This is a genomic window from Mycobacterium sp. (assembly GCF_004298145.1).
Classification (GTDB): domain Bacteria; phylum Actinomycetota; class Actinomycetes; order Mycobacteriales; family Mycobacteriaceae; genus Mycobacterium.
On the sequence record NZ_SCRH01000068.1, the window covers coordinates 101,203 to 120,278 of the forward strand.

Consider the following 19,076-nt stretch of genomic DNA (forward strand, 5'->3'; position numbering starts at 1 on the left):
GCTGGCATACGGTCGGCGCATGGCCGACGGCGAAGTCTTCGTGATCGACCGGGTGCTGACCCGACCCGGATGCGCCCGCCGATTCGTCGACGCCTACCTCGCCGACTACGCCCCCGGGGCGCGGGCACGGGGGATGCGGTTGCGCGACATTCTGGTGAGCCCACCGATCTGGTTCGACGACGACGTCAACGTCATCACGGCAACCTGGACACTGACCAATGCGCAGGCGTGGTGGGAGATGACCTGGAAGGGTCGTCCCGATCCGACGCTGGGCGAATGGTGGGCGCGGCTCGGCGAATTGGTGACCGAGCGGTCCCGGTCCTTCGCCGCTGCCGCCGACGACGTGGACGGACTGTGCGATGTATAGCGTCACGCGACTCGTCGACGTCGCCGCGGCCGATCGCGACCGGATTCTCGCGGAGTTGCGCAGCGCCGCCCGTGCCGCGGCGCCGCTACGCCAGGTGGTGGAACCGACGCTGCCCGGCTCGCGCAACGGGGGTGATATCCTGGCGCACCTGCGGTTCGCGACCAAAGGCCAATGTGACCGTGCGGCAGAGGATCTCGCCGCCGTGCTGGCCGATCCGTCGGTGGATCGGGTCAACGGTGTGGGCTACGCGGGCACACCCGTTCGCCGCGGCGAGAAACCCGGCACGGTCTACCGGGCGCTCCTGCTGCGCGTGCAGCCAGGCACACCCGGGCACACCGTCACCCGGTTCGAACGCGAGCTATCCGCGATGCCGCGGTATCTGCCGACGATCCGGGCCTGGCAGCTGAGCCGGGTGGCCGCGGCGGTCGGAACCTGCTCGTGGACACACGTGTTCGAGCAGGAGTTCGCCGACGTCGACGCGCTGATGGGGCCCTACCTGATGCACCCCATCCACTGGGCGGTGGTGGACCGCTGGTTCGACCCGGAGACCACGGACGTGATCATCCGCGACCGCGTCTGCCACAGCTTCTGCGCGATCGCCGACCCGGTACTGATCTAGACGCCGGCGGGCAGAATATTCGGATTGGCAGTCGCCGGCGGCGCTAACGGGGGCAGCACGCCGGTACCGTCCAGGCTGTGCACCGGTAGCTGCTGCGACCACGGGTAATGCAGGCTGAAGGCGACCAGCCCGGTGCGCTCCGCGGCGGGCACATGACACATCGCCAGCACGGTCTCGGCCAGGTACTCGACCGGTTCGGTCGGGAACGAATCCGGGATCAGCTGCGCGGCACCGGGTGTGCGGACCGCCGTCGACGGGCCGACGCAATTCACCGCGATGTTGGCGTCCAGCACCTCGGCGGCCACGCCCTGGGTGAACCGGTGCAGGGCGGCTTTCAGGGACGCGTAGATCACGTCGCCGGATGTCTTGTTGTATTCCCGGTACGGCCGCACCGGGGCCACGCCCGTGACGGAACCGATGTTGACGATCCAGCCCGCCCCCTGGTTACGCATATGCGGCACGGCCGATTTCGTCAGCACGAACGGAACGCGCAGGTAGTGCTCCACGGTGCGGTCGAACGTTTCCAAACTCATGTCCTCGACCAACGAGTAGTCCGCGAAACCGGCGTTGTTGACCAGGATGTCGATGTGTCCCGTGCGGTCCAGGACCGCATCGACCAGACCGTCACGCTGCTGCGCATCCTCCAGGTCGCACGCGATGCCGAACGCCGAACCACCGGCGGCCTCGATCAGCTCCACCGTTTCGCCGATGGCGCCGGGCAGGGCGGTGGTCGTTCCCGCCCGCGTCGACAACGACGACGTGTGCGATCGCGCCGTGACCGCCACGGTGGCGCCCTCGGCGGCCAGGCGCTGTGCGACGGCACGGCCGATGCCGCGGCTGCTGCCGGTGACCAAAGCCGTTTTGCCCAAGAGTAACCCGTCGCTCATCGCAGTTCGAGATCCTCTTCTACCGGGGCGCGATGGTCGCGCCAAAAGTCGACCAGGCGGTACGGGAAGGAGATCACGATCCGGCCACCCGAGCGATAGTAGGTGTGGGCCGACGGGGTGTGGCGCCACACGGTGTCGGCCATGGCCGCATCGATGCCGGCGACGTAGTCCTCGTAGGCCCGCTGCGTCACCTCCATGGTGGAGGCCTTGCGCAGCGCCATCAACTGCAGGCATTCCATCACGTAGTGCACCATCACCTCGACACCGAAGTTGTGGCCGGCGCCGTGTCCCGGACTGTAGTTGGGCGCCGAGGAAACGAACATGTTCGGGAATCCGGGCACCATCCCGCCGCGGTAGGCCCGGGGAGCGTCGCCCCACTCGTCGGTCAGCTTCTTGCCGCCGCGTCCCCGAATATCCACGGCGGAAAGGAAATCCAGGTGGTAGCCGGTCGCGTAGACGATGACGTCGAGGTCGATCTGCGTGCCGTCGGCGGTCACGATTCCGGCTTCGTTGACCCGGGCCGGCTCACTGGCCTCGACGTCCACGTGCTCGCGGGCCAGCGCCGCGTAGTAGCCGCCGGGATCGCGGATGATCCGCTTGCCGTAGGGAGCGAAGTCGGGCGTGACCTTGCGGGCGAGCTCGCTGCCCGCCCCGAACACGCGATCGATGTACTCGAGGCAGATCTGCAGCAGCACGTCGTTGGCCGGCGAAATCGATAGATGCCCGGCCGCCCAATCCGGGTCATGCAGGATCACCGGATAGTTGTTGTCCGATGTCCCCCAATAGGACTTGAGCCGAACCCAATTGGCGTAGTACGGCAGCCGCGTGCCCAGCCACCGCCGGTAGGCGGGAACGTCGTCGGATGCCCGCCGTCGCGGCGCGACCCAGTGCGGCTGGCGTTGGAACACGGTCAGGTGCGCGACCTGGTCAACGCACGCGTCGACGATCTGGACCGCGGTGCAGCCGGCTCCGATGATCGCGACCCTCTTACCCGTGAGATCCAGCCTCCGATCCCACTGCGCGGAATGGATCGAAATTCCCGAGAACGTCTCGCGGCCAGGCAGATCCGGCCAACGCGGCCGGTTGAGATATCCGGCGGCCGGGATCACCACGTTCGCGTGACTGACGTCGCGCGTTCCGTCCGGGCCGACCGAACGGATCTGCCACTGCCGGCGCCGCTCCTCCCACCACAACGCTTCCACCTTGGTACCGAACCGCGTGTGCTTGCGCAGGTCGTTCTTGTCCGCCACCGACACCAGGTAGGCCTGGTACTCCGCGCCCTGCGGGTAGTAGCTCGACCAGTCGCCGTTGATGTCGCGCGACAGCGAGTAGTACGCCGAGGGTGTGTCCACCCCGATGCCGGGATAGGTGGTGGTGTACCAGGTGCCGCCGACCTCGTCGTTGCGCTCGATGATCTGGTAGTCGATGCCGGCCTCCGCACACGCGAGCGCGGCGGTGATCCCGGCGATGCCCGCGCCGATGATGACAACCCGAAAGCCCGTGGGAAGTTTCGCGGTGCGCGGTAGCACCGGTTGCGAGGGCTGGAAACCGCCTTGCTCGAGCAATAGTCGGAGATATTCGGGCCCGATCTCTCCCCCGAGCGCGACGGGGGCGACACGAGTGAACAGGTCGAGGTCGTCGGCGGGCACAGCGTCCGCCCGGCGCGGCTGCCGCAGTGCGGCGACGATCTCCTCGATGAGCCGCGCGGCCGTCTCCGGATCGGTGGCGCCGGCCTGTTCCGGCGGGTCGGGCGCATAGGTGATTTTCGGTGCGAACCGGTCAACCACCGCCGGATCGCCGGTCAATTGCGCCAGGACGGCGACCAGCACCCCGGGGTCCGCCTGACGCAGGTTGGCCCGCAGTTCGTCGACGTCTGCGGGATCCGGACCCGCCCATCCGGCGGTTTCGGTCGTGATGGGGACGCCAGTGCTCATGGCAACGAGTATCGGGGCGATCCGCGGCCAGGGGCAGGGCTTTGTCTACTCAGCGGGATGCGGACGACCCGCAAACGGGCGTCGGCGCTTACCGTGACCGGCATGCAGTCCGATGACGTCGACGCCATGATCGAGCGGGCGCGAAGCCATGGACTCGGCGATATTCCCCGGCGGTCGGCCCGCCGGCACCCGCACAAGATCGCGATCATCGACGGTGCCGTCGCGCTGACCTTTGCCGAATTCGACGATCTGGTAGACCGGACCGCGGCGGCGTTGCACGACAGCGGTTTTGGACCCGGCGGCCGATTAGGACTCTTGTCACGCAACTGCTGGCAGTACGCCGTGCTGGCATTCGCGACGGCGCGTGCCGGCGTGGTTTTGGTGCCGGTCAACTTCATGCTGACCGCCGAGGAGATCGCCTACATCCTCGATCACAGTCAGGTCGGCGGCTTCGTCGTCGAAGCGGATCTGACGCCGACCGCCGAAGAGGCGATCCGGCGTGGCGGTGTGGTCAGGACCAAAGTCGCCCTGCTGCCGAGGGGACACCAGGGCGTGCCCGGTTGGGCGGATTTCGCCCAATGGCTGACCACCGACACACCGGCGCCGAACCCGCACATCGACGACGACCAACCCGTGCGGCTGATGTACACCAGCGGAACCGAATCCCGCCCCAAGGCCGCCATCCACACCAGCCGCAGCCTGATGTGGCAGTACGCCAGCACGATCGTCGCCGGCGAGATGTCGCACGACGACGTCGAGATCCATTCGCTGCCGCTGTATCACTGCGCCCAGCTGGACAACTTCCTGGCCACCGACATCTATCTGGGCGCCACCAGCATCATCCTGCCGCGCCCCGACCCCGAAACGGTGTTGCGCACCATCGAGCGTTACCGCGTCACCAGCTATTTCGCTCCCCCGACGGTGTGGATCTCGCTGCTGCGCTCACCGATATTCGACCAGGTGGACCTGTCCAGCCTGCGCAAGGGCTATTACGGCGCCTCGGCAATGCCCGCGGAAATCCTGCACGAGATCCGCGAGCGGCTGCCCCACCTGCGACTGTGGAATTTCTACGGCCAGACCGAGATGGCGCCACTGGCCTCCGCGCTGGGACCCGACGAGCAGGACGCGCACGCCGGTTCGGCCGGACGACCGGTGGTCAACGTGGAAACAGTCATCCTCGACGACGCCGACCACCCCGTCGCTGCCGGCGTGGTCGGCGAGATCGCCCACCGCAGCCCGCATTTGACCCCGGGCTACCTGAACGACCCGGAACGCACCGCGGCGGCTTTCAGGGGCGGCTGGTTCCACTCCGGCGACCTGGGCTACTACGACGAACACGGACTGCTGCACGTCGTGGACCGCAAGAAGGACATGATCAAGACCGGTGGCGAGAACGTGGCCAGCAGAGAGGTCGAAGAAATCCTCTACTGGCACAACGGTGTTCAAGAGGTTGCGGTGTTCGGGCTGCCCCACCCGGTGTGGGTGGAGGCGGTGGTGGCCGCCGTCGTCCCCCGCGACGGCGTCACCCTCACCGAGGAGGAACTGTTCTCTCACTGCCGGGCGCACCTGGCCGGATTCAAGACTCCCAAACGTGTCTTTCTCGTGGATGCGCTTCCGAAGAACCCCAGCGGCAAATTGCTCAAACGTTTGCTGCGGGAGCGTTTCAGTCTCGAACAGCACACGTTCGGTTGACCCCGAATCAACCTCTGTCCGGAAGAATTCGTCACCCTTGGACAACGGCCTCCGTCGCGCGAATCGAAGCCGCGAACTCGGCCGCGCCAGGTTCGAAAAATGTCCGCGGAGCAAGTCACTACAGTTGCCCTCATGAGCGCGCCTCTCGATATCACCAGCGACGGCCCGACGCGGGTCTGGACCATCAACCCGCCCGCGAAGTGGACTACGCACCGATGACGCTCCCCCGTTTGGTGCCGCCCGCCAGCGTCGACGCCACGGCGACCGAGGAATTGCGTAACGAGGTGCGCGATTTCCTTGCCGACCAAGTGGTCGCCGGGGCCTTCACCCCGTCGGTCGATGCCTGGTTGACGGGTTGGGACGAGAAATTCACCGCCGCGCTCGCCGAACGTGGCTGGTTGGGCATGACGGTGCCGTCCGAATACGGCGGCCACGGGCGCTCGTTCCTGGAACGGTTCGTCGTGACCGAGGAACTGCTGGCCGAGGGCGCACCCGTCGCCGCGCACTGGATCGCCGACCGCCAGATCGTGCCCTCGCTGCTCAAATACGGCACGGAAGAACAGAAGCAGGAGTTCCTCCCCCGCATCGTGCGCGGAGAATGCTTCTTCGCCATCGGGATGAGCGAGCCGGACTCGGGCTCCGATTTGGCCAGCGTGCGCACCCGCGCCAGCCGCGTCGACGGGGGCTGGTCGCTGACCGGCAGCAAAGTGTGGACCTCAGGCGCCCACCTCGCGCACGCGTTCATCGCACTGGCGCGCACCGCGCCGGTGGACCCGGCGAATCGGCATGCAGGGCTGAGCCAGTTCATCATCGACCTGCGCGGACCCGGCATCGAGATCCGGCCGATCGTGTCGATGAACGGCGCCCACCACTTCAACGAGGTGATCCTGGATTCGGCGTTCGTCCCCGACGCCATGGTGTTCGGTGAGATCGGCAACGGCTGGCAGCAGGTGACCTCCGAGCTCGCCTTCGAACGCAGCGGGCCCGAGCGGTTCTTGTCCACGTTTGTGCTGTTGGCGACCTGCGCCGACCGCATGGCGTCAAACGCCATCCCTCGCGATCCGAATCTGGGGAGACTGGTGGCGCGCATCGCCGGCTTGCATCAGATGTCCACCGCGGTGGCCGGTGCGCTGGAACGGCACGAGCCCGCGGACCTGCCCGCCGCGGTGGTCAAGGTGCTGGGCACCATCGCCGAAGGCGATGTCGCGGAATTTGCCGCCCTGCACGACTCCCCCGACTCGAGATTCTCGGGCCTGGTGCGTGCGGCCCTCGATCAGCGGCCCGGCTTTACCCTGCGCGGCGGCACCAACGAGGTCCTGCGTGGCGTGGTCGCGCGCGGATTGGGCATGCGATGAGCGCCCGGCCTTCGGTTGACGGCGCGCTCGTCGACATGATGGGAGCGTTATTTTCCGATTACCGCGAAAAGCACCCGCCCGCGGGGACGGTCGAGCGCGACCCCGCCCTCTGGCAGCGCCTCGACGAGCTCGGCCTGGCCCGACTGACCGGTGCGGAACAGCACGGGGGCAGCGGGGCAAGTTGGTACGAAGCGGCCGAACTCCTGGCCGCAGCGGTCAGGCATGGGGTCCGAATCCCGTTGGCCGAGCATGACTTATTGGCGTGCTGGCTTCTGGAGACCAGCGGGATGCCCGCGGGCGATGCCGTTCGGACCATGTGCGTGCTCGACAAACACGGAACCGCGACAGACGTGCCCTGGGCCGCTTCGGCCGACCGGGTCGTGGTCGTGTGGCGAGCCGAGGGCGGGCACCGAGCCGCCGACGTCGCCGCCGGGCAGCTCACGATCACCCCGGGCAGCAACCTCATCGGTGAGCCACGTGACACGGTGGCCGCCGAGCCGGCCACCCTGCAAGGCGTCCCGGTCACCGCGGCCCTCCTCACCCAGCTGCGGCTGAAAGCCGCCCTGGCGCGATCCATCCAAGTGAGTGCCGCCCTGGATCGGATCCTGCAACTGTGCATCGACCACGCGTCTTCACGGGTCCAGTTCGGCCGCCCCCTATCCAAATTCCAGGCTGTGCAGAACCTGATCTCCGACATCGCCGCCGAGGCCGCGCTGGCCCGGGCGGCGACCGAGGCCGCACTGCACGCCGCGGTCACTTGTGAATGGTCGACGCCCGACCTGGCTTTCCTTGTGGCCGTGGCGCGTTCGTGCGCCGGGCACGCGACTTCAGTGGTGGTACGCAACGCCCACCAGGTGCACGGCGCGATCGGCACCACCCGTGAGCACGCGTTGCACGAGTTCACCCGGGCCGCGCTCGCCTGGCGTTCGGAGTTCGGCTCGGTGCGGTATTGGGACGAACAGGTCACCGACGCGGCGCTGCACGCCAGCACCGGCGGACTGTGGAGCCTGATCACCGGCTGAGTTCCACACCGTGTTCCACTGACCGGGCATCCGAGGTGTTACCGGGCCGCACCCGGAGTTGACTGATGCCATGAGCGACGACATCACGCTGCCCGAATTGCAGGAGTTCATCGCGTCCTTCTGGTACCACTACGACGAGGCCCACTACGACGAACTCGCGGCGCGCTACGCCGATGACGTTCGGTACGTGACCCGAAGCGATTCTGGCGCAAGTCCTTTCGAAGAGCTGATGTCGCCGGAGCTCACCGGCCGCGACGCGGTGATGGAATGGCTGTCCGAGCACCGCAAGCAGAGCCCCTACCCGTTGCGGCACCACGCCACCAACCTGTGCCGCACCGGCACCGACGGCGGCGTCACCCGTGCGCGGTTTTACCTGTTCGTCAACCAGATCGCCAACTTCGTACCGTTCGCGGTGTCCAGCGGTGTGGTCGACGTAGGCGTTCGGCGCGGCGCCAACGGACTGGAATTCACCGAGATGGACGTGATCCTCGACACCGCCAACTCGGTTCTGCTCTCGGAACTGCACGCCGGAAGCGCCGCCGACTCCTAGTCATGGACGCTCGGGAAGCCTTCGGGGGCGGAGTCGCGGTCATCACCGGCGCCGGTGCCGGTATCGGCGCCGGGATGGCCCGCCACGCCGTGGCATTGGGGATGACGGTCGTGCTGGCCGACATCGACGCCGACGCCGTCGCGACGCTGTGCGGCGAGCTGTGCGCGACCGGGGGCGTGGCTCACAATGCCGTCTGCGACGTGCGCGACCCGGATGCCATGCAGCGGCTCGCCGAGACGACGTACCGGGACTTTGGTGCCGTACGGCTATTGGTGAACAACGCCGGCGTCGAACAATTCGGCTACCTGTGGGACACGCCGGTGGCCAACTGGCAGCGCATCATGGACATCAACGTCAGCGGTGTCTTCCACGGCGTGCGCGCGTTCCTGCCGAGGATGCTGGCCACCGACGAGCCGGCCTGGGTGTGGAACCTGTCCTCGGTCGGCGGGGTGGTGGCGATCCCCTTGCAGGCGCCCTACATCGTGAGCAAGCACGCGGTGCTGGCGATGACGGAATGCCTGCGCCTCGACGTCGAGTCGGCCGGGCATGGCCACCATGTTCACGTGCAGGCCGTGCTGCCGGGCGCGGTGGTATCCAACATCTTCGAATCGGCGGGCGGGGTGGACGCGTCGGCCGCCACGGACGCCGCAGCCGCCGAGCGGCAGCGCGCGGCCATGCTCGAGATCAAGGCCGGGGCCATGGATCCCCTGGCCGCGGCCGAAACGGTTTTCGAGCAGGCCGCCGAGGGCCGCTTCTATTTACTCACCCAGCCATCCGTCGCCACGGCCATGACCGAACGCGCGAACGTGCTTGCCGCGCAACGCCCGCCAAAGCTGAGACGATGAAGGCTCCCACCCCGGACCCCGACGCGGCCGCGCGGGTCGCCTCGTTCGGCGAGATCGCTCCGATGCGGCAACGGGGTTTGGCCGCGGTGCGCGCCGGACTCGAATCCGCACCGCTGCCGCAGCCGATGCCCGAGATGACCAGCGTCACCGACACGGTCATACCCGGTGGCGCCGACAGAGTTCCCATCCGGATTTATTGTCCGACAGGGGATTCCGGTGCACCGGTATTGATCTATCTACACGGCGGCGGACTGGTGATGGGTTCCAACCACTCCTTCGAGCCGCTGGCCCGTGAGCTGGCCTCGGCCTCGGCGGCCACCGTCGTGGCCGTGGACTACCGGTTGGCCCCGGAGTCGCCGCCGCCCGCGCAGTTCGACGATGCCTACGCCGCCACCGAATGGGTGTCACGAAACGCCGGAGAATTGCGCGTCGACGTCGACCGGCTCGCGGTCGTCGGCGACAGCGCCGGCGGCTCGCTGGCCGCGGCGGTGGCGCTGGCCGCGCGCGATCGCCACGGACCCGCTATCTGTGCGCAGGTGCTGCTCTATCCCGGCCTGGACCGCGACATGTCCGTTGCCTCGATCGCCGCGCTGCCCGACGCACCGCTGCTTGCTCGCGACGACATCGACTACATGCACGGGCTGACCGACGGCGACGCCGGGCCGCCCACGGACCCGTATCTGGTCCCGGCGTATGCGGCCGATCTGTCGGGCCTACCGCCGGCGATCGTGGTCACCGGAGGCTGCGACCCGATCCGGGACTGGGGTGAGCGCTACGCCGAGCGGCTGCGCGACGCCGGCGTGCAGACCACCGTCACTCGGTATCCCGGCATGTACCACGGCTTTCTGATGCGCTCCGATGCCACCGCACGCGGCCGGCTGGCCATCGCGGAGGTCGGGGCGTTGCTGCGCGCCAAGTTCGCCCATCCGCTTCGGTTTGACGTCCCGATCACCGGACAGCCGTCTCCCGCGTCGCGGTGACGCTGCGCACAATCAACTAATCGCGAACTGCAAAGGAGACGACTGATGCTCACCGACGAGCGGCGGATGGAGCTTTCCGGTGTATTGCGGCCGGCCGCACCACCTCGGGAGATCCGGGATGTCTACACAGACGACCAGCGTGAGCGCCTGCTCGACGTGGTGCGCACCCAGGGCCCCTGGCGGCTGATCATCGCGCAGCACTTCGCGTCGGCCGACGAACTGATCGCGACGATGAGCGGCGTCTTCCCCGAAGGGTTCACCCCGACGTTGGATCTGTTTCTCACCCCGACATTCCGCGGCTATCTCGCCAACTACGGTTCGGTGCTCTATCCCGAACTGCACGACTGCTTCTATAACGCACGGTTTGTGGAGATGGCCAAGAGCTACTGGAATGCCGAATACGCCAAACCGCAGCTGATGCTGTTCAACATCAATGGGCCGTGCGCGAATCGCGATCCGGGCCACCTTGATTCACCGAGTTTCCGCGGCGTGCGGCACGAGAACGCGCCGACGTGGCTCACCAGCGTGATGGGCAAGTCCGGTCTGTTCGGCGACTACCTGATCAAGATGGCTCAGGTGATCACCTGGTTCTCGCTCGACTCGGGTAGCGGGTTCACCTACTGGCCCGAGGGCCCACTCCAGGCGCCCCAGCGCGTCGTGCCGCCGATCTACAACCGCGGCGTCGTGGTGCAAAACGAGATGATGGTGCACCGCGGCGAGGCGAACGGACCACTGGACCAACAGATTCCGGCCGGACTGGGCTTCGACACGGTGTTCACCGGTGATGCCGACGACCGCGACCACTGGCTGCTGAAGAACGGTGACAAGGTGATCGCGCGTCACCACACCCAGCAGTTGCGGTTCCTCGTGCATTGGTCGGCCGAGGTGTTCTCCGACTTCGGCGAGCTGAAAAAGAATATGGAGGGCTCCGACGACCTGACGATCGAACGGGCCATCGACATGATGGTCGACGATCTCAACGCGCGGGGCATCAAGCTCAACGTGCCCAGCGAACCGCTGCACGATCCGGAGTTCATCAGGGAGATCAATGCCGCCTACGACTTGGGCGGCCCCTCCAGCTACCCCGACGAGGCGCCGATCAGCGCCTTCCAGCTGGCGTAACCCAGTCCCGCCGACCAGACCTCAAGGGAACCAACCGGTTTCAGAAAACGCTATCACATTGTGAAATCGGTTGGCACAGCTAGGTTGCCGCGCCCTCCAGCTCATCGACCACAGACAGCTCGCCGTGTCGCACCGCGTCCAGAATCGACTCGCTCAGCGCCGAGCACGCGAGGAACACCCCCGGGCTGCCGGGCGCCGAGATCTGTTGGGCCTGGGCGCGCTCGGCGCACCGGGCCGTCGCGTCGGCGTTCCACTGCACGCTGGTCTGGTTCCAGCTGCTCTTGCGTGCCAGCACCCGCGCGCCGCAGTTGCGGCAGACCACGGGAATCATCGGCATTTCGTCGAGTCGATTGTCCTGCCTGACGGGCGAATCGAGCGCCATCACACCGTACCCGCCGCCTGAGCCGCCATGTTCGCCTCGACCTCTTTCATCCACGCCTCATACGGGCGGGTGGTGTCGAGCTCGAACTCGAAGCGGTCCACCATATCCGGCTGCACGTCGGCGGTGTCGACGTAGAACTGCTGATACCAGCGGCGCAACTGGTAAACCGGACCGTCCTCTTCGACCAGGAGCGGGTTGTCGATGCGTGCCTTGTGCCGCCAGATTTCGACGTCCTGCTCGAAACCGAGCTTGACGTAGTCACCGAGGGTGATCGCCGTCTGCATAGCCTGGTCGTCGGGCAGGGTATCCGACTTCTTCACGATGATGCCGTATTGCAGCACAAAGGAATTCGAATCGATCGGATAGTGGCAATTGATGAGGATCGTGTTGGCATCGCCATGCTCGTAGTGATACGTCAGGTCGTCGATCATGAACGAGGGGCCGTAATAGGACGCCACCGATGTCGTGCCCAGCATTTGCGATCCGGTGCCGCCCATGTCCGGCCGGCTTCCACCGTTCATGTATTGCGTGGCCACGTGCCCCTCGAAGATGTTCTTGAAGTAGGTGGGCAACGAGCCGTGAATATAGAAGAAGTGCGCCATATCGACGACGTTGTCGATGATTTCGCGGCAATTGCTTCCCACGACCGTGGTGTACCAATGCCAGTCGGTCCACTGGTCGCTGGTGGCGCCCTCGATGCGCGGGATCGTCACCTCCGGTGGCGCCGGCTTGCGCTCGGGGTCGTTCCACACGAACAACAAGCCGTCCTGTTGCAGGGTCGTCCAGGCCTGCGTGCGGGCCAGTTTGGGGGTGCGCCGGCTGTACGGCACCTGCTTGCAGCGCCCGTCGCCGCCCCAACGCCAGTCGTGGAACGGGCACGCGATCTCGTCGCCCTTCACCTGGCCCTGCGACAAGTCGCCACCCATGTGCCGGCAGTAGCTGTCGAGCACGTTGATGGTGCCGTCACCGCTGCGGAACACGACGAGCTTCTGCCCGAATGCGTTGATCGCGTGGGGCTTGCCGTCGGCGAAATCCCGGATCAGTCCCAGGCAGTGCCAGCCACGGGCGAAGCGTGTCGGGGCGGCCTGTGCTTCTATCAGCCGAACCTCGTCGGCCTCGATCTGCGACGTCATGAGCAGGATTCAACTCCCCCGCGCCGGTCCGTGCGCCCGATTGTTCCACTCATCAGGATGGCTCTTCTGTGTCGCGCCGCTGCGGCCTACCGTTTCGGATGTGACGACGCGCAGCACGACTATCCCCGCCGGACTTCCCGTCGCCGACACGACCGTTGATCTGCTTGTCGTCGGCTCCGGCACCGGCATGGCCGCGGCGTTGGCCGCCCACGAATTCGGGTTGTCGGTGCTGATCGTGGAGAAATCGTCGTACGTGGGCGGCTCGACCGCGCGGTCCGGTGGCGCACTGTGGCTGCCCGCCAGCCCGGTGCTGGCCGCAGCCGACGCCGGCGACACCGCCGAGTGCGCGGGCACCTACCTGGACGCGGTTGTCGCCGGGTCGGCACCCGCGCAGCGATCGGCGCAGTTTCTGGCGCACGTGTCGGCGACCGTGGACATGCTGCGCCGCACGACGCCGCTGCGGCTGTTTTGGGCCCGTGACTATTCCGACTACCACCCCGAGGAGCCCGGCGGCAGCGCGGCCGGCCGTACCTGCGAATGCCGCCCCTTCGACACCTCGCTGCTCGGCGACTACCGCACCCGGTTGGAGCCCGGCCTGATGGAGGTCAGTGTCCCGATGCCGACGACCGGGGCCGACTACCGCTGGATGAATCTGGTCGCCCGGATGCCGCGCAAGGGCATTTCCACGTATGGCAAGCGACTGGCGCAGGGGGTGGGAGGCCGCATGCTGGGCCGGCGGTACGCCGCGGGTGGTCAGGGCTTGGCGGCCGGTCTGTTCACCGGAGTGTTGCGGGCCGGGATCCCGGTGTGGACCGCGACCACGCTGGTGCGCCTCGTCCGCGACGGTGAGCGAGTGGCCGGCGCCGTCGCCGACCACGGTGGTCGCGAGGTGAAGATCACCGCGCGGCGCGGCGTGGTGCTGGCCGCCGGCGGTTTCGACCACAGCATGGAGATGCGGTGGAAATTTCAGTCGGAGTCGTTGGGTGCCGACGTCAGCCTCGGTGCCGCGGCCAACACCGGCGACGGGATCCGCGCGGGTCAGGAAGTCGGCGCCGATATCGATCTGATGGATCAGGCGTGGTGGTTCCCGGCCGTCGCGCCGCTGCCCGGCAAGGCGCCCGCGGTGATGCTGGCGGAACGGTCCCTGCCGGGCTGCCTGATCGTGGATCAGAACGGGCGCCGGTTCGTCAACGAATCGGCGGATTACATGTCCTTCGGGCAGCGGGTCCTCGAGCTGGAACGATCCGGCAGCCCGGTCGAGACGATGTGGATCATCTTCGATCAGCAGTACCGCAACAGTTATGTCTTTGCCGCCGAACTCTTTCCGCGAATGCGCATCCCGCAGGCCTGGTATGACGCCGGCATCGCGACCCGGGCGGATAACCTCACCGATCTCGGCGCACAGATCGGCGTTCCGGTACCGGAGTTCTTCGAGACGATGACGCAGTTCAACCACAACGCCGCCACCGGAACGGATCCCGACTTCGGCCGCGGCCGCAGCGCCTACGACCGCTACTACGGCGATCCGACGATCAAGCCGAGCCCGAACCTGCGTCCGTTGGTCAAAGGCCCCTTCTACGCCGTGAAAATGGTGCTGTCCGACCTGGGTACCTGCGGTGGGCTCAAGACCGACGAGCGGGCGCGGGTGCTGCGCGAGGACGGCAGCGCGATCGCGGGGTTGTACGCGATCGGCAACACCGCCGCCAATGCGTTCGGCACGACGTATCCCGGCGCGGGCGCGACTATCGCGCAGGGCCTGGTGTACGGCTACATCGCGGCCCAGGACGCGGCGAGCGCGAGCGCGGCGCAGCCGGGCGAAGCGGGTCGCCGCCCTCAGAACTAGGGGTCGTCTTCGTCGTGGTGGAGGAATCGTTCGGGGTGGTGGAAGGCGTTGGTTCGTGGTTGTCCGCGGTCGAGGTGGGCCGGTGGTCGCCATTCGGTGTCGCCGTGGGCGTTTTTGCGGGTGGTCCAACCCTTTTCGGCGAGGCGGTTATCGGGGCCGCAGGCCAGGGTGAGGTCGTTGATGTCGGTGCGGTGGGTGCTGGTCCAGCCGCTCACGTGGTGGACTTGGCTGTGGTAGGCCGGTGCGTCACAACCGGGTTTGGTGCAGCCGCGGTCTTTGGCGTACAGCATGATTCGCTGGGCCGGGGAGGCCAGCCGTTTGGTGTGATGTAATGCCAGGGCTTTGCCGTGGTCGAAGATCGCCAGGTAGTGACGGGCGTGGCTGGCCATGCGGATCAGATCCGACATCGGCACCAATGAGCCACCACCGGTGACGGCTTTGCCCGTGGCGGCCTCCAGATCTTGCAGGGTGGTGGTCACCACGACCGAGACCGGTAGGCCGTTGTGGCAGCCCAGCTTCCCGGAGGCCAGCAGGGCGCGCAGCCCGGCCAGCAGGGCGTCGTGATTGCGCTGCGCTGGGGTGCGCAGGTCACGGCGCACCGCATCCTGATCGGGAATCTCATCGATGACCGGAACCTCGTCGTCGGGGTTGGCCACACCGGGGGCACCGAGTTTGGCCAGCACGGGCTCGAAGGTGGCGCGCGCCTCGGGGGTCAGATAGCCGCGGATGGGTGACATGCCGTCGTATTGCTGTGCCCCGATGGTGATGGCGCGCTTGCGGGCGCGTTCGTCGTCTTTGAGTTTCCCGTCGGGGTTGAGCCAGCCCATGACCCGGTGGGCGTACTGGTTCAGCTGATCGGGGCGAAACCTGGCGGCCTGGTGTGCCAGATCGGCCTCGGCCTCGTGGCGGGTGGGCAGGTCGATCTCGAAGGGCAGCTCGGCAAAGAAACTGCGGATGACCCGCACGTGGGCGTCGCCGATCAATCCGTGGCGTTGGGCGGTCGCGGTGGCGTTCAAGGGGGGCGCCAACAACTCCCCGGTGAGCGCGCGGCGTTCCCCGAGATCGGCGGCTTCGCCAACCCGGCGGCCCGCCTCGGCCGGCGTGATGCGTAGCCGGTCGGCCAGCGCGCAGCGCAACGTGCCGCCCAATTCTGTCGTGGTGGCCTGCGCGCGAAGTTGGTTGATCAACGCGTGCCCGGGCGCACGCAGCCGGCGCGCGATGCGTTCGATGCGCTCGAGCGCGCGCAACCGTTCCGGGGTGGTGAACACCTCGAAGGACAAGGTGCACAAGCGGTCCAGGTCGGCATCGAGCGCGTCGAAGACCTCGACGATCTCGTCCCGACTGCTCGAATCCATACCCCAGACCCTACGAAGACCCACCGACAAAAACCCCCGCCCTGTGACCACTGAAAACACAGTGACACAAGGGATTTCGATATACGATTTCGCTATCCGTAATCCTCCGTGGGCCCGCGAGAGGCGTCACCGCCGACGCACCGGCGAAACCGGTCGCCACCGTCAGAACTAGTCGGCGTCGCGCTTCGCCTGGACCTGCTTCTCGATTTCGCGCCAATACCCCGGCGTGGGGCGCGGCTTCCCGAAGCCGCCCGTCGCCGCCTTCTTCAGGACGACGTCGGCCTCGTCGATGTCCTTCATGAGCTCCAGGGCGAACTCACGCTCGGCGGCGTAGTACTTTGCCGCCCAGCGCAACGCGATCACCGAATACGCCCATGCGGGTTCGCCCTCGGCGCCGTCGGCATCTTCGACCGCCTTGCGATGGCGGGCCTCGGCGTAGGCGACATGTTCCTGCAGCAGTTCCTTGAGTCGCGCCGGGTTGGTCAGATGACCGAACGTAACCCGCAGCAGCACACTGTGTTTGAGCACCGGCGGGTCCACCGGCGCGTCGTTGACCCACTCGATCGCGGCCGCCATCCCGGCTTCGGTGATCTTGTAGAGCCTGCGGGTGCGGGTGCCCTCGTCGCGTTCGACGCGCGACGTGACCAGCCCCAGGCCCTCCAGCTTCTTCAGCTCCGTATAAATCTGGCTGTAGGAAGGGCTCCAGTAGTAGAGGTCGACGCTCCAGTCGATCCACTTCTTGAGGTCATAGCCGGAGATCTCCTCCTCGTAGGACATCATGCACAGCAACGCCCGGCTGGTCGCGGCCAGCGCCGCGTTCGCCGGCTTTCTGCTGGCAGGGTCCGTTTCGGAGTCCACGTCGCCAGGTTAGCAACACGGACCCCTAGATTGGGGACATGGACCGCTGGCTGGGACATCCGTGAAATTCGCCTTCCCCGTTCCGCACCTGCTGCGCCTCAAGGCGATTTCGCAGCCCTGGGAGGCGGTCGTCACCGGGCCCGAACAGCGGCGCATGATGCAACGCGCCGACCAGTGGGGCTACGACATGATCGCGGTGCCCGAACATCTCGTCATCCCCACCGACCACGTCGCCTTATCCGGGCCGCACTACCTGCACTCGACGGCCGCGCAGGCCTTCATCGCCGGTGCCACCGAGCGGGTCGCCGTCAATTCCTGCGTCACCATCTTGCCGCTGCACCATCCGATCGTGCTGGCCAAAGCGCTGGCCACCGCGGACTGGATGAGCGGGGGCCGGATGATGGTCACCTTCGGAGTCGGCTGGCTGGCACGGGAGTTCGAGCTCGTCGGCGTGCCCTTCGGGGAACGCGGGCGGATCGCCGACGAGTATCTGGCGGCCATCGTCGAGTTGTGGACCAGTGACGCGCCTCGATTCGAGGGCCGCTACGTGTCGTTCTCCGACATCGTATTCGAGCCGAAACCCGTTCAAAAACCCCATCTTCCGATCTGGATCGGTGGTGACGCCGACGCCGCACTGCGCCGGGCCGCCACCTTCGGATCGGGGTGGTGGCCGTTTCTGACACCGCCCGAGCAGATCGCCGAAAAGCTCGACTACATCAAGTCCCAACCTTCCTATGACGGTCGGCCTTTCGAGGTGATGCACGGGCTGGGCACCAACCGGGTCGGCGAGGGACACGTCGCCCGCCACGACGCAAGCGATCGGCCGGGAATGAGCGCCGCGCAGATCGTCGACCGGTTGGGCTGGCTCGCCGAGCAGGGCGTGACGACGACCGCGGTTCCCGTTCCCGCCGTGGGTGGCGTGGACGAGTACCTCGATTACGCGCAGTGGGTCATCGAAGAGATCAAACCGCGGCTGCCATGACGTCGCGGTGCAAGATAGCGACATGAACCGAAAGCGCGTCGTCGTCGCCGGGCTCGGGGACGCGGGCGTCCTCGCGGCGATCCGGCTGTCCCGGCATGCCGACGTCGTCGGGATCTCGGCCAAACCCGCGCTGGTGAGCGGCCAGGAACTCGGCGTCCGGCTCTCCCGCCCGCACGATTGGGCCCGCGATTACTGGATCCCGTTCGACCGGTTCCGCCGCCTGGATCGCGTGCGCACGGTGCAGGCGACGCTGACCGGAGTGGACCTGGGCGCCCGAATCGTTTTCGGCCGCGGCGACGACGGCGCAACCATCACCGAGGCCTACGACGCGCTGGTCATCTCGACCGGAGTCAGCAACGGGTTTTGGCGCCAGCCGACATTGCAGTCCGCCGCCGAGATCGGTGCGGGGCTGCGCGCCGCGCACGACCGGCTGGCCACCGCCGAGTCGGTGATCGTGGTGGGCGGCGGCGCGGCGGCGGTCAGCAGCGCCCTCAACATGGCGACCACGTGGCCGGACAAGCGGATCGACCTGTATTTTCCCGGCGATTCCGCGCTGCAGGAATATCACCCGCGGGCGTGGCAGCGGATTCGCGCCCGGCTGAGCGAGCGCGGCGTCGGCGTGCACCCGGGGCACCGCGCCGTGCTGGCCGACGGGTTCGCGGGTGACGAACTCACCGAGGACCCGGTGCACTGGAGCACCGGACAACCCCCGGCGGACGCCGACGCCGTGCTGTGGGCGATCGGGCGGGTGCGGCCCAACACCGATTGGCTGCCACCGGAGTTGCTCGACGAGCGCGGGTTTGTGCGCGTCACACCGGAGCTGTGGGTGCCCGGCCACCGGGGCGTCTTCGCGCTCGGCGACGTCGCGGCCACCGATCCCCTGCGCAGCTCCGCCCGCAACCGCGGCGACGCCCTGGTGGCGCGAAACCTCCTCGCCGAGTTCGCCGGCCGACCGCTGCGCACGTACCGCGCGCCGACGCGGCGGTGGGGTTCGCTGGTGGGCATCCAGCCCAACGGGCTCGAAGTCTTCCTGCCCACCGGCCACGCCTTCCGCTTCCCGTCCTGGTCGGTCGAACGCGTGGTGATGCCCTGGGTCGTGCGGTGGGGCATGTATCGCGGTGTGCGCCAGAACAATCCGCTCGAGTAGGAA

At 67.3% G+C, this 19,076-nt stretch carries 18 protein-coding genes; 12 read left to right on the plus strand and 6 right to left on the minus strand.

Features of this window, described 5'->3' with window-relative positions; translation table 11 throughout:
* Window positions 1–19: 19 nt before the first annotated feature.
* On the plus strand, window positions 20–367 hold the full coding sequence (locus EPN51_RS27280; protein WP_293048989.1) for a hypothetical protein: 348 nt from the start codon (window positions 20–22) through the stop codon (window positions 365–367).
* On the plus strand, window positions 360–986 hold the full coding sequence (locus tag EPN51_RS27285; RefSeq protein WP_293048990.1) for a Dabb family protein: 627 nt from the start codon (window positions 360–362) through the stop codon (window positions 984–986). Before EPN51_RS27280 ends, EPN51_RS27285 begins: the two co-directional genes overlap by 8 nt.
* Here the strand turns inward: EPN51_RS27285 and EPN51_RS27290 are convergent.
* Both EPN51_RS27290 and EPN51_RS27295 read right to left on the minus strand, forming a co-directional pair.
* Window positions 983–1,873, minus strand: coding sequence for an SDR family NAD(P)-dependent oxidoreductase (locus EPN51_RS27290; protein ID WP_293048991.1), 891 nt, complete (start codon window positions 1,871–1,873; stop codon window positions 983–985). The two genes, EPN51_RS27285 and EPN51_RS27290, sit on opposite strands and share 4 nt — an antisense overlap.
* Window positions 1,870–3,807 carry an NAD(P)/FAD-dependent oxidoreductase gene (locus EPN51_RS27295; protein WP_293048992.1) on the minus strand — a complete coding sequence of 646 codons (1,938 nt, stop codon included), beginning with the start codon at window positions 3,805–3,807 and terminating at the stop codon, window positions 1,870–1,872. The genes EPN51_RS27290 and EPN51_RS27295 overlap by 4 nt, the downstream gene beginning before the upstream one ends.
* Window positions 3,808–3,900: 93 nt before the next feature.
* Between EPN51_RS27295 and EPN51_RS27300 the strand changes: the two genes are divergently transcribed.
* The 7 genes from EPN51_RS27300 (at window position 3,901) to EPN51_RS27330 (ending at window position 11,373) form a co-directional block, all read left to right on the plus strand.
* Window positions 3,901–5,499 carry an acyl-CoA synthetase gene (locus tag EPN51_RS27300; RefSeq protein WP_293049030.1) on the plus strand — a complete coding sequence of 533 codons (1,599 nt, stop codon included), beginning with the start codon at window positions 3,901–3,903 and terminating at the stop codon, window positions 5,497–5,499.
* A gap of 215 nt (window positions 5,500–5,714) precedes the next feature.
* A complete protein-coding gene (locus EPN51_RS27305) occupies window positions 5,715–6,854 on the plus strand; it encodes an acyl-CoA dehydrogenase family protein (protein WP_293048993.1) in 1,140 nt (379 codons plus the stop codon).
* Window positions 6,851–7,876, plus strand: a complete 1,026-nt coding sequence (locus EPN51_RS27310) for an acyl-CoA dehydrogenase family protein (protein ID WP_293048994.1) — start codon at window positions 6,851–6,853, stop codon at window positions 7,874–7,876. The genes EPN51_RS27305 and EPN51_RS27310 overlap by 4 nt, the downstream gene beginning before the upstream one ends.
* A gap of 70 nt (window positions 7,877–7,946) precedes the next feature.
* Window positions 7,947–8,426, plus strand: coding sequence for a nuclear transport factor 2 family protein (locus tag EPN51_RS27315; protein ID WP_293048995.1), 480 nt, complete (start codon window positions 7,947–7,949; stop codon window positions 8,424–8,426).
* Between the two features lie 2 nt (window positions 8,427–8,428).
* Window positions 8,429–9,271 (plus strand): SDR family NAD(P)-dependent oxidoreductase, encoded by an 843-nt coding sequence (locus EPN51_RS27320; RefSeq protein ID WP_293048996.1) that lies wholly within the window; start codon window positions 8,429–8,431, stop codon window positions 9,269–9,271.
* Window positions 9,268–10,251: an alpha/beta hydrolase gene (locus EPN51_RS27325; protein WP_293048997.1), complete on the plus strand. Its 984-nt coding sequence runs from the start codon at window positions 9,268–9,270 to the stop codon at window positions 10,249–10,251. The genes EPN51_RS27320 and EPN51_RS27325 overlap by 4 nt, the downstream gene beginning before the upstream one ends.
* 45 nt (window positions 10,252–10,296) lie before the next feature.
* Window positions 10,297–11,373, plus strand: a complete 1,077-nt coding sequence (locus EPN51_RS27330; protein WP_293048998.1) for a hypothetical protein — start codon at window positions 10,297–10,299, stop codon at window positions 11,371–11,373.
* A gap of 79 nt (window positions 11,374–11,452) precedes the next feature.
* On the opposite strand, the gene EPN51_RS27335 is transcribed toward EPN51_RS27330, so the two are convergent.
* Window positions 11,453–11,755, minus strand: a complete 303-nt coding sequence (locus EPN51_RS27335) for a ferredoxin (RefSeq protein WP_293048999.1) — start codon at window positions 11,753–11,755, stop codon at window positions 11,453–11,455.
* A complete protein-coding gene (locus EPN51_RS27340; RefSeq protein WP_293049000.1) occupies window positions 11,755–12,888 on the minus strand; it encodes a Rieske 2Fe-2S domain-containing protein in 1,134 nt (377 codons plus the stop codon). Before EPN51_RS27340 ends, EPN51_RS27335 begins: the two co-directional genes overlap by 1 nt.
* A gap of 100 nt (window positions 12,889–12,988) precedes the next feature.
* On the opposite strand from EPN51_RS27340, the gene EPN51_RS27345 reads away from it, so the two are divergent.
* Entirely contained in the window at window positions 12,989–14,731 is a 1,743-nt protein-coding gene (locus EPN51_RS27345; RefSeq protein WP_293049001.1) for a 3-ketosteroid-delta-1-dehydrogenase, read from the plus strand.
* On the opposite strand, the gene EPN51_RS27350 is transcribed toward EPN51_RS27345, so the two are convergent.
* Window positions 14,728–16,086, minus strand: coding sequence for an HNH endonuclease signature motif containing protein (locus tag EPN51_RS27350; RefSeq protein WP_293049002.1), 1,359 nt, complete (start codon window positions 16,084–16,086; stop codon window positions 14,728–14,730). The two genes, EPN51_RS27345 and EPN51_RS27350, sit on opposite strands and share 4 nt — an antisense overlap.
* A 168-nt stretch (window positions 16,087–16,254) precedes the next feature.
* Window positions 16,255–16,944 carry a PadR family transcriptional regulator gene (locus EPN51_RS27355; protein WP_293049003.1) on the minus strand — a complete coding sequence of 230 codons (690 nt, stop codon included), beginning with the start codon at window positions 16,942–16,944 and terminating at the stop codon, window positions 16,255–16,257.
* Between the two features lie 61 nt (window positions 16,945–17,005).
* Here EPN51_RS27355 and EPN51_RS27360 point away from each other — a divergent pair, with 61 nt between their 5' ends.
* Window positions 17,006–17,926 (plus strand): TIGR03619 family F420-dependent LLM class oxidoreductase, encoded by a 921-nt coding sequence (locus EPN51_RS27360; RefSeq protein ID WP_293049004.1) that lies wholly within the window; start codon window positions 17,006–17,008, stop codon window positions 17,924–17,926.
* A 22-nt stretch (window positions 17,927–17,948) separates the two neighbouring features.
* Window positions 17,949–19,073, plus strand: a complete 1,125-nt coding sequence (locus tag EPN51_RS27365) for an FAD-dependent oxidoreductase (protein WP_293049005.1) — start codon at window positions 17,949–17,951, stop codon at window positions 19,071–19,073.
* Window positions 19,074–19,076: the final 3 nt, after the last annotated feature.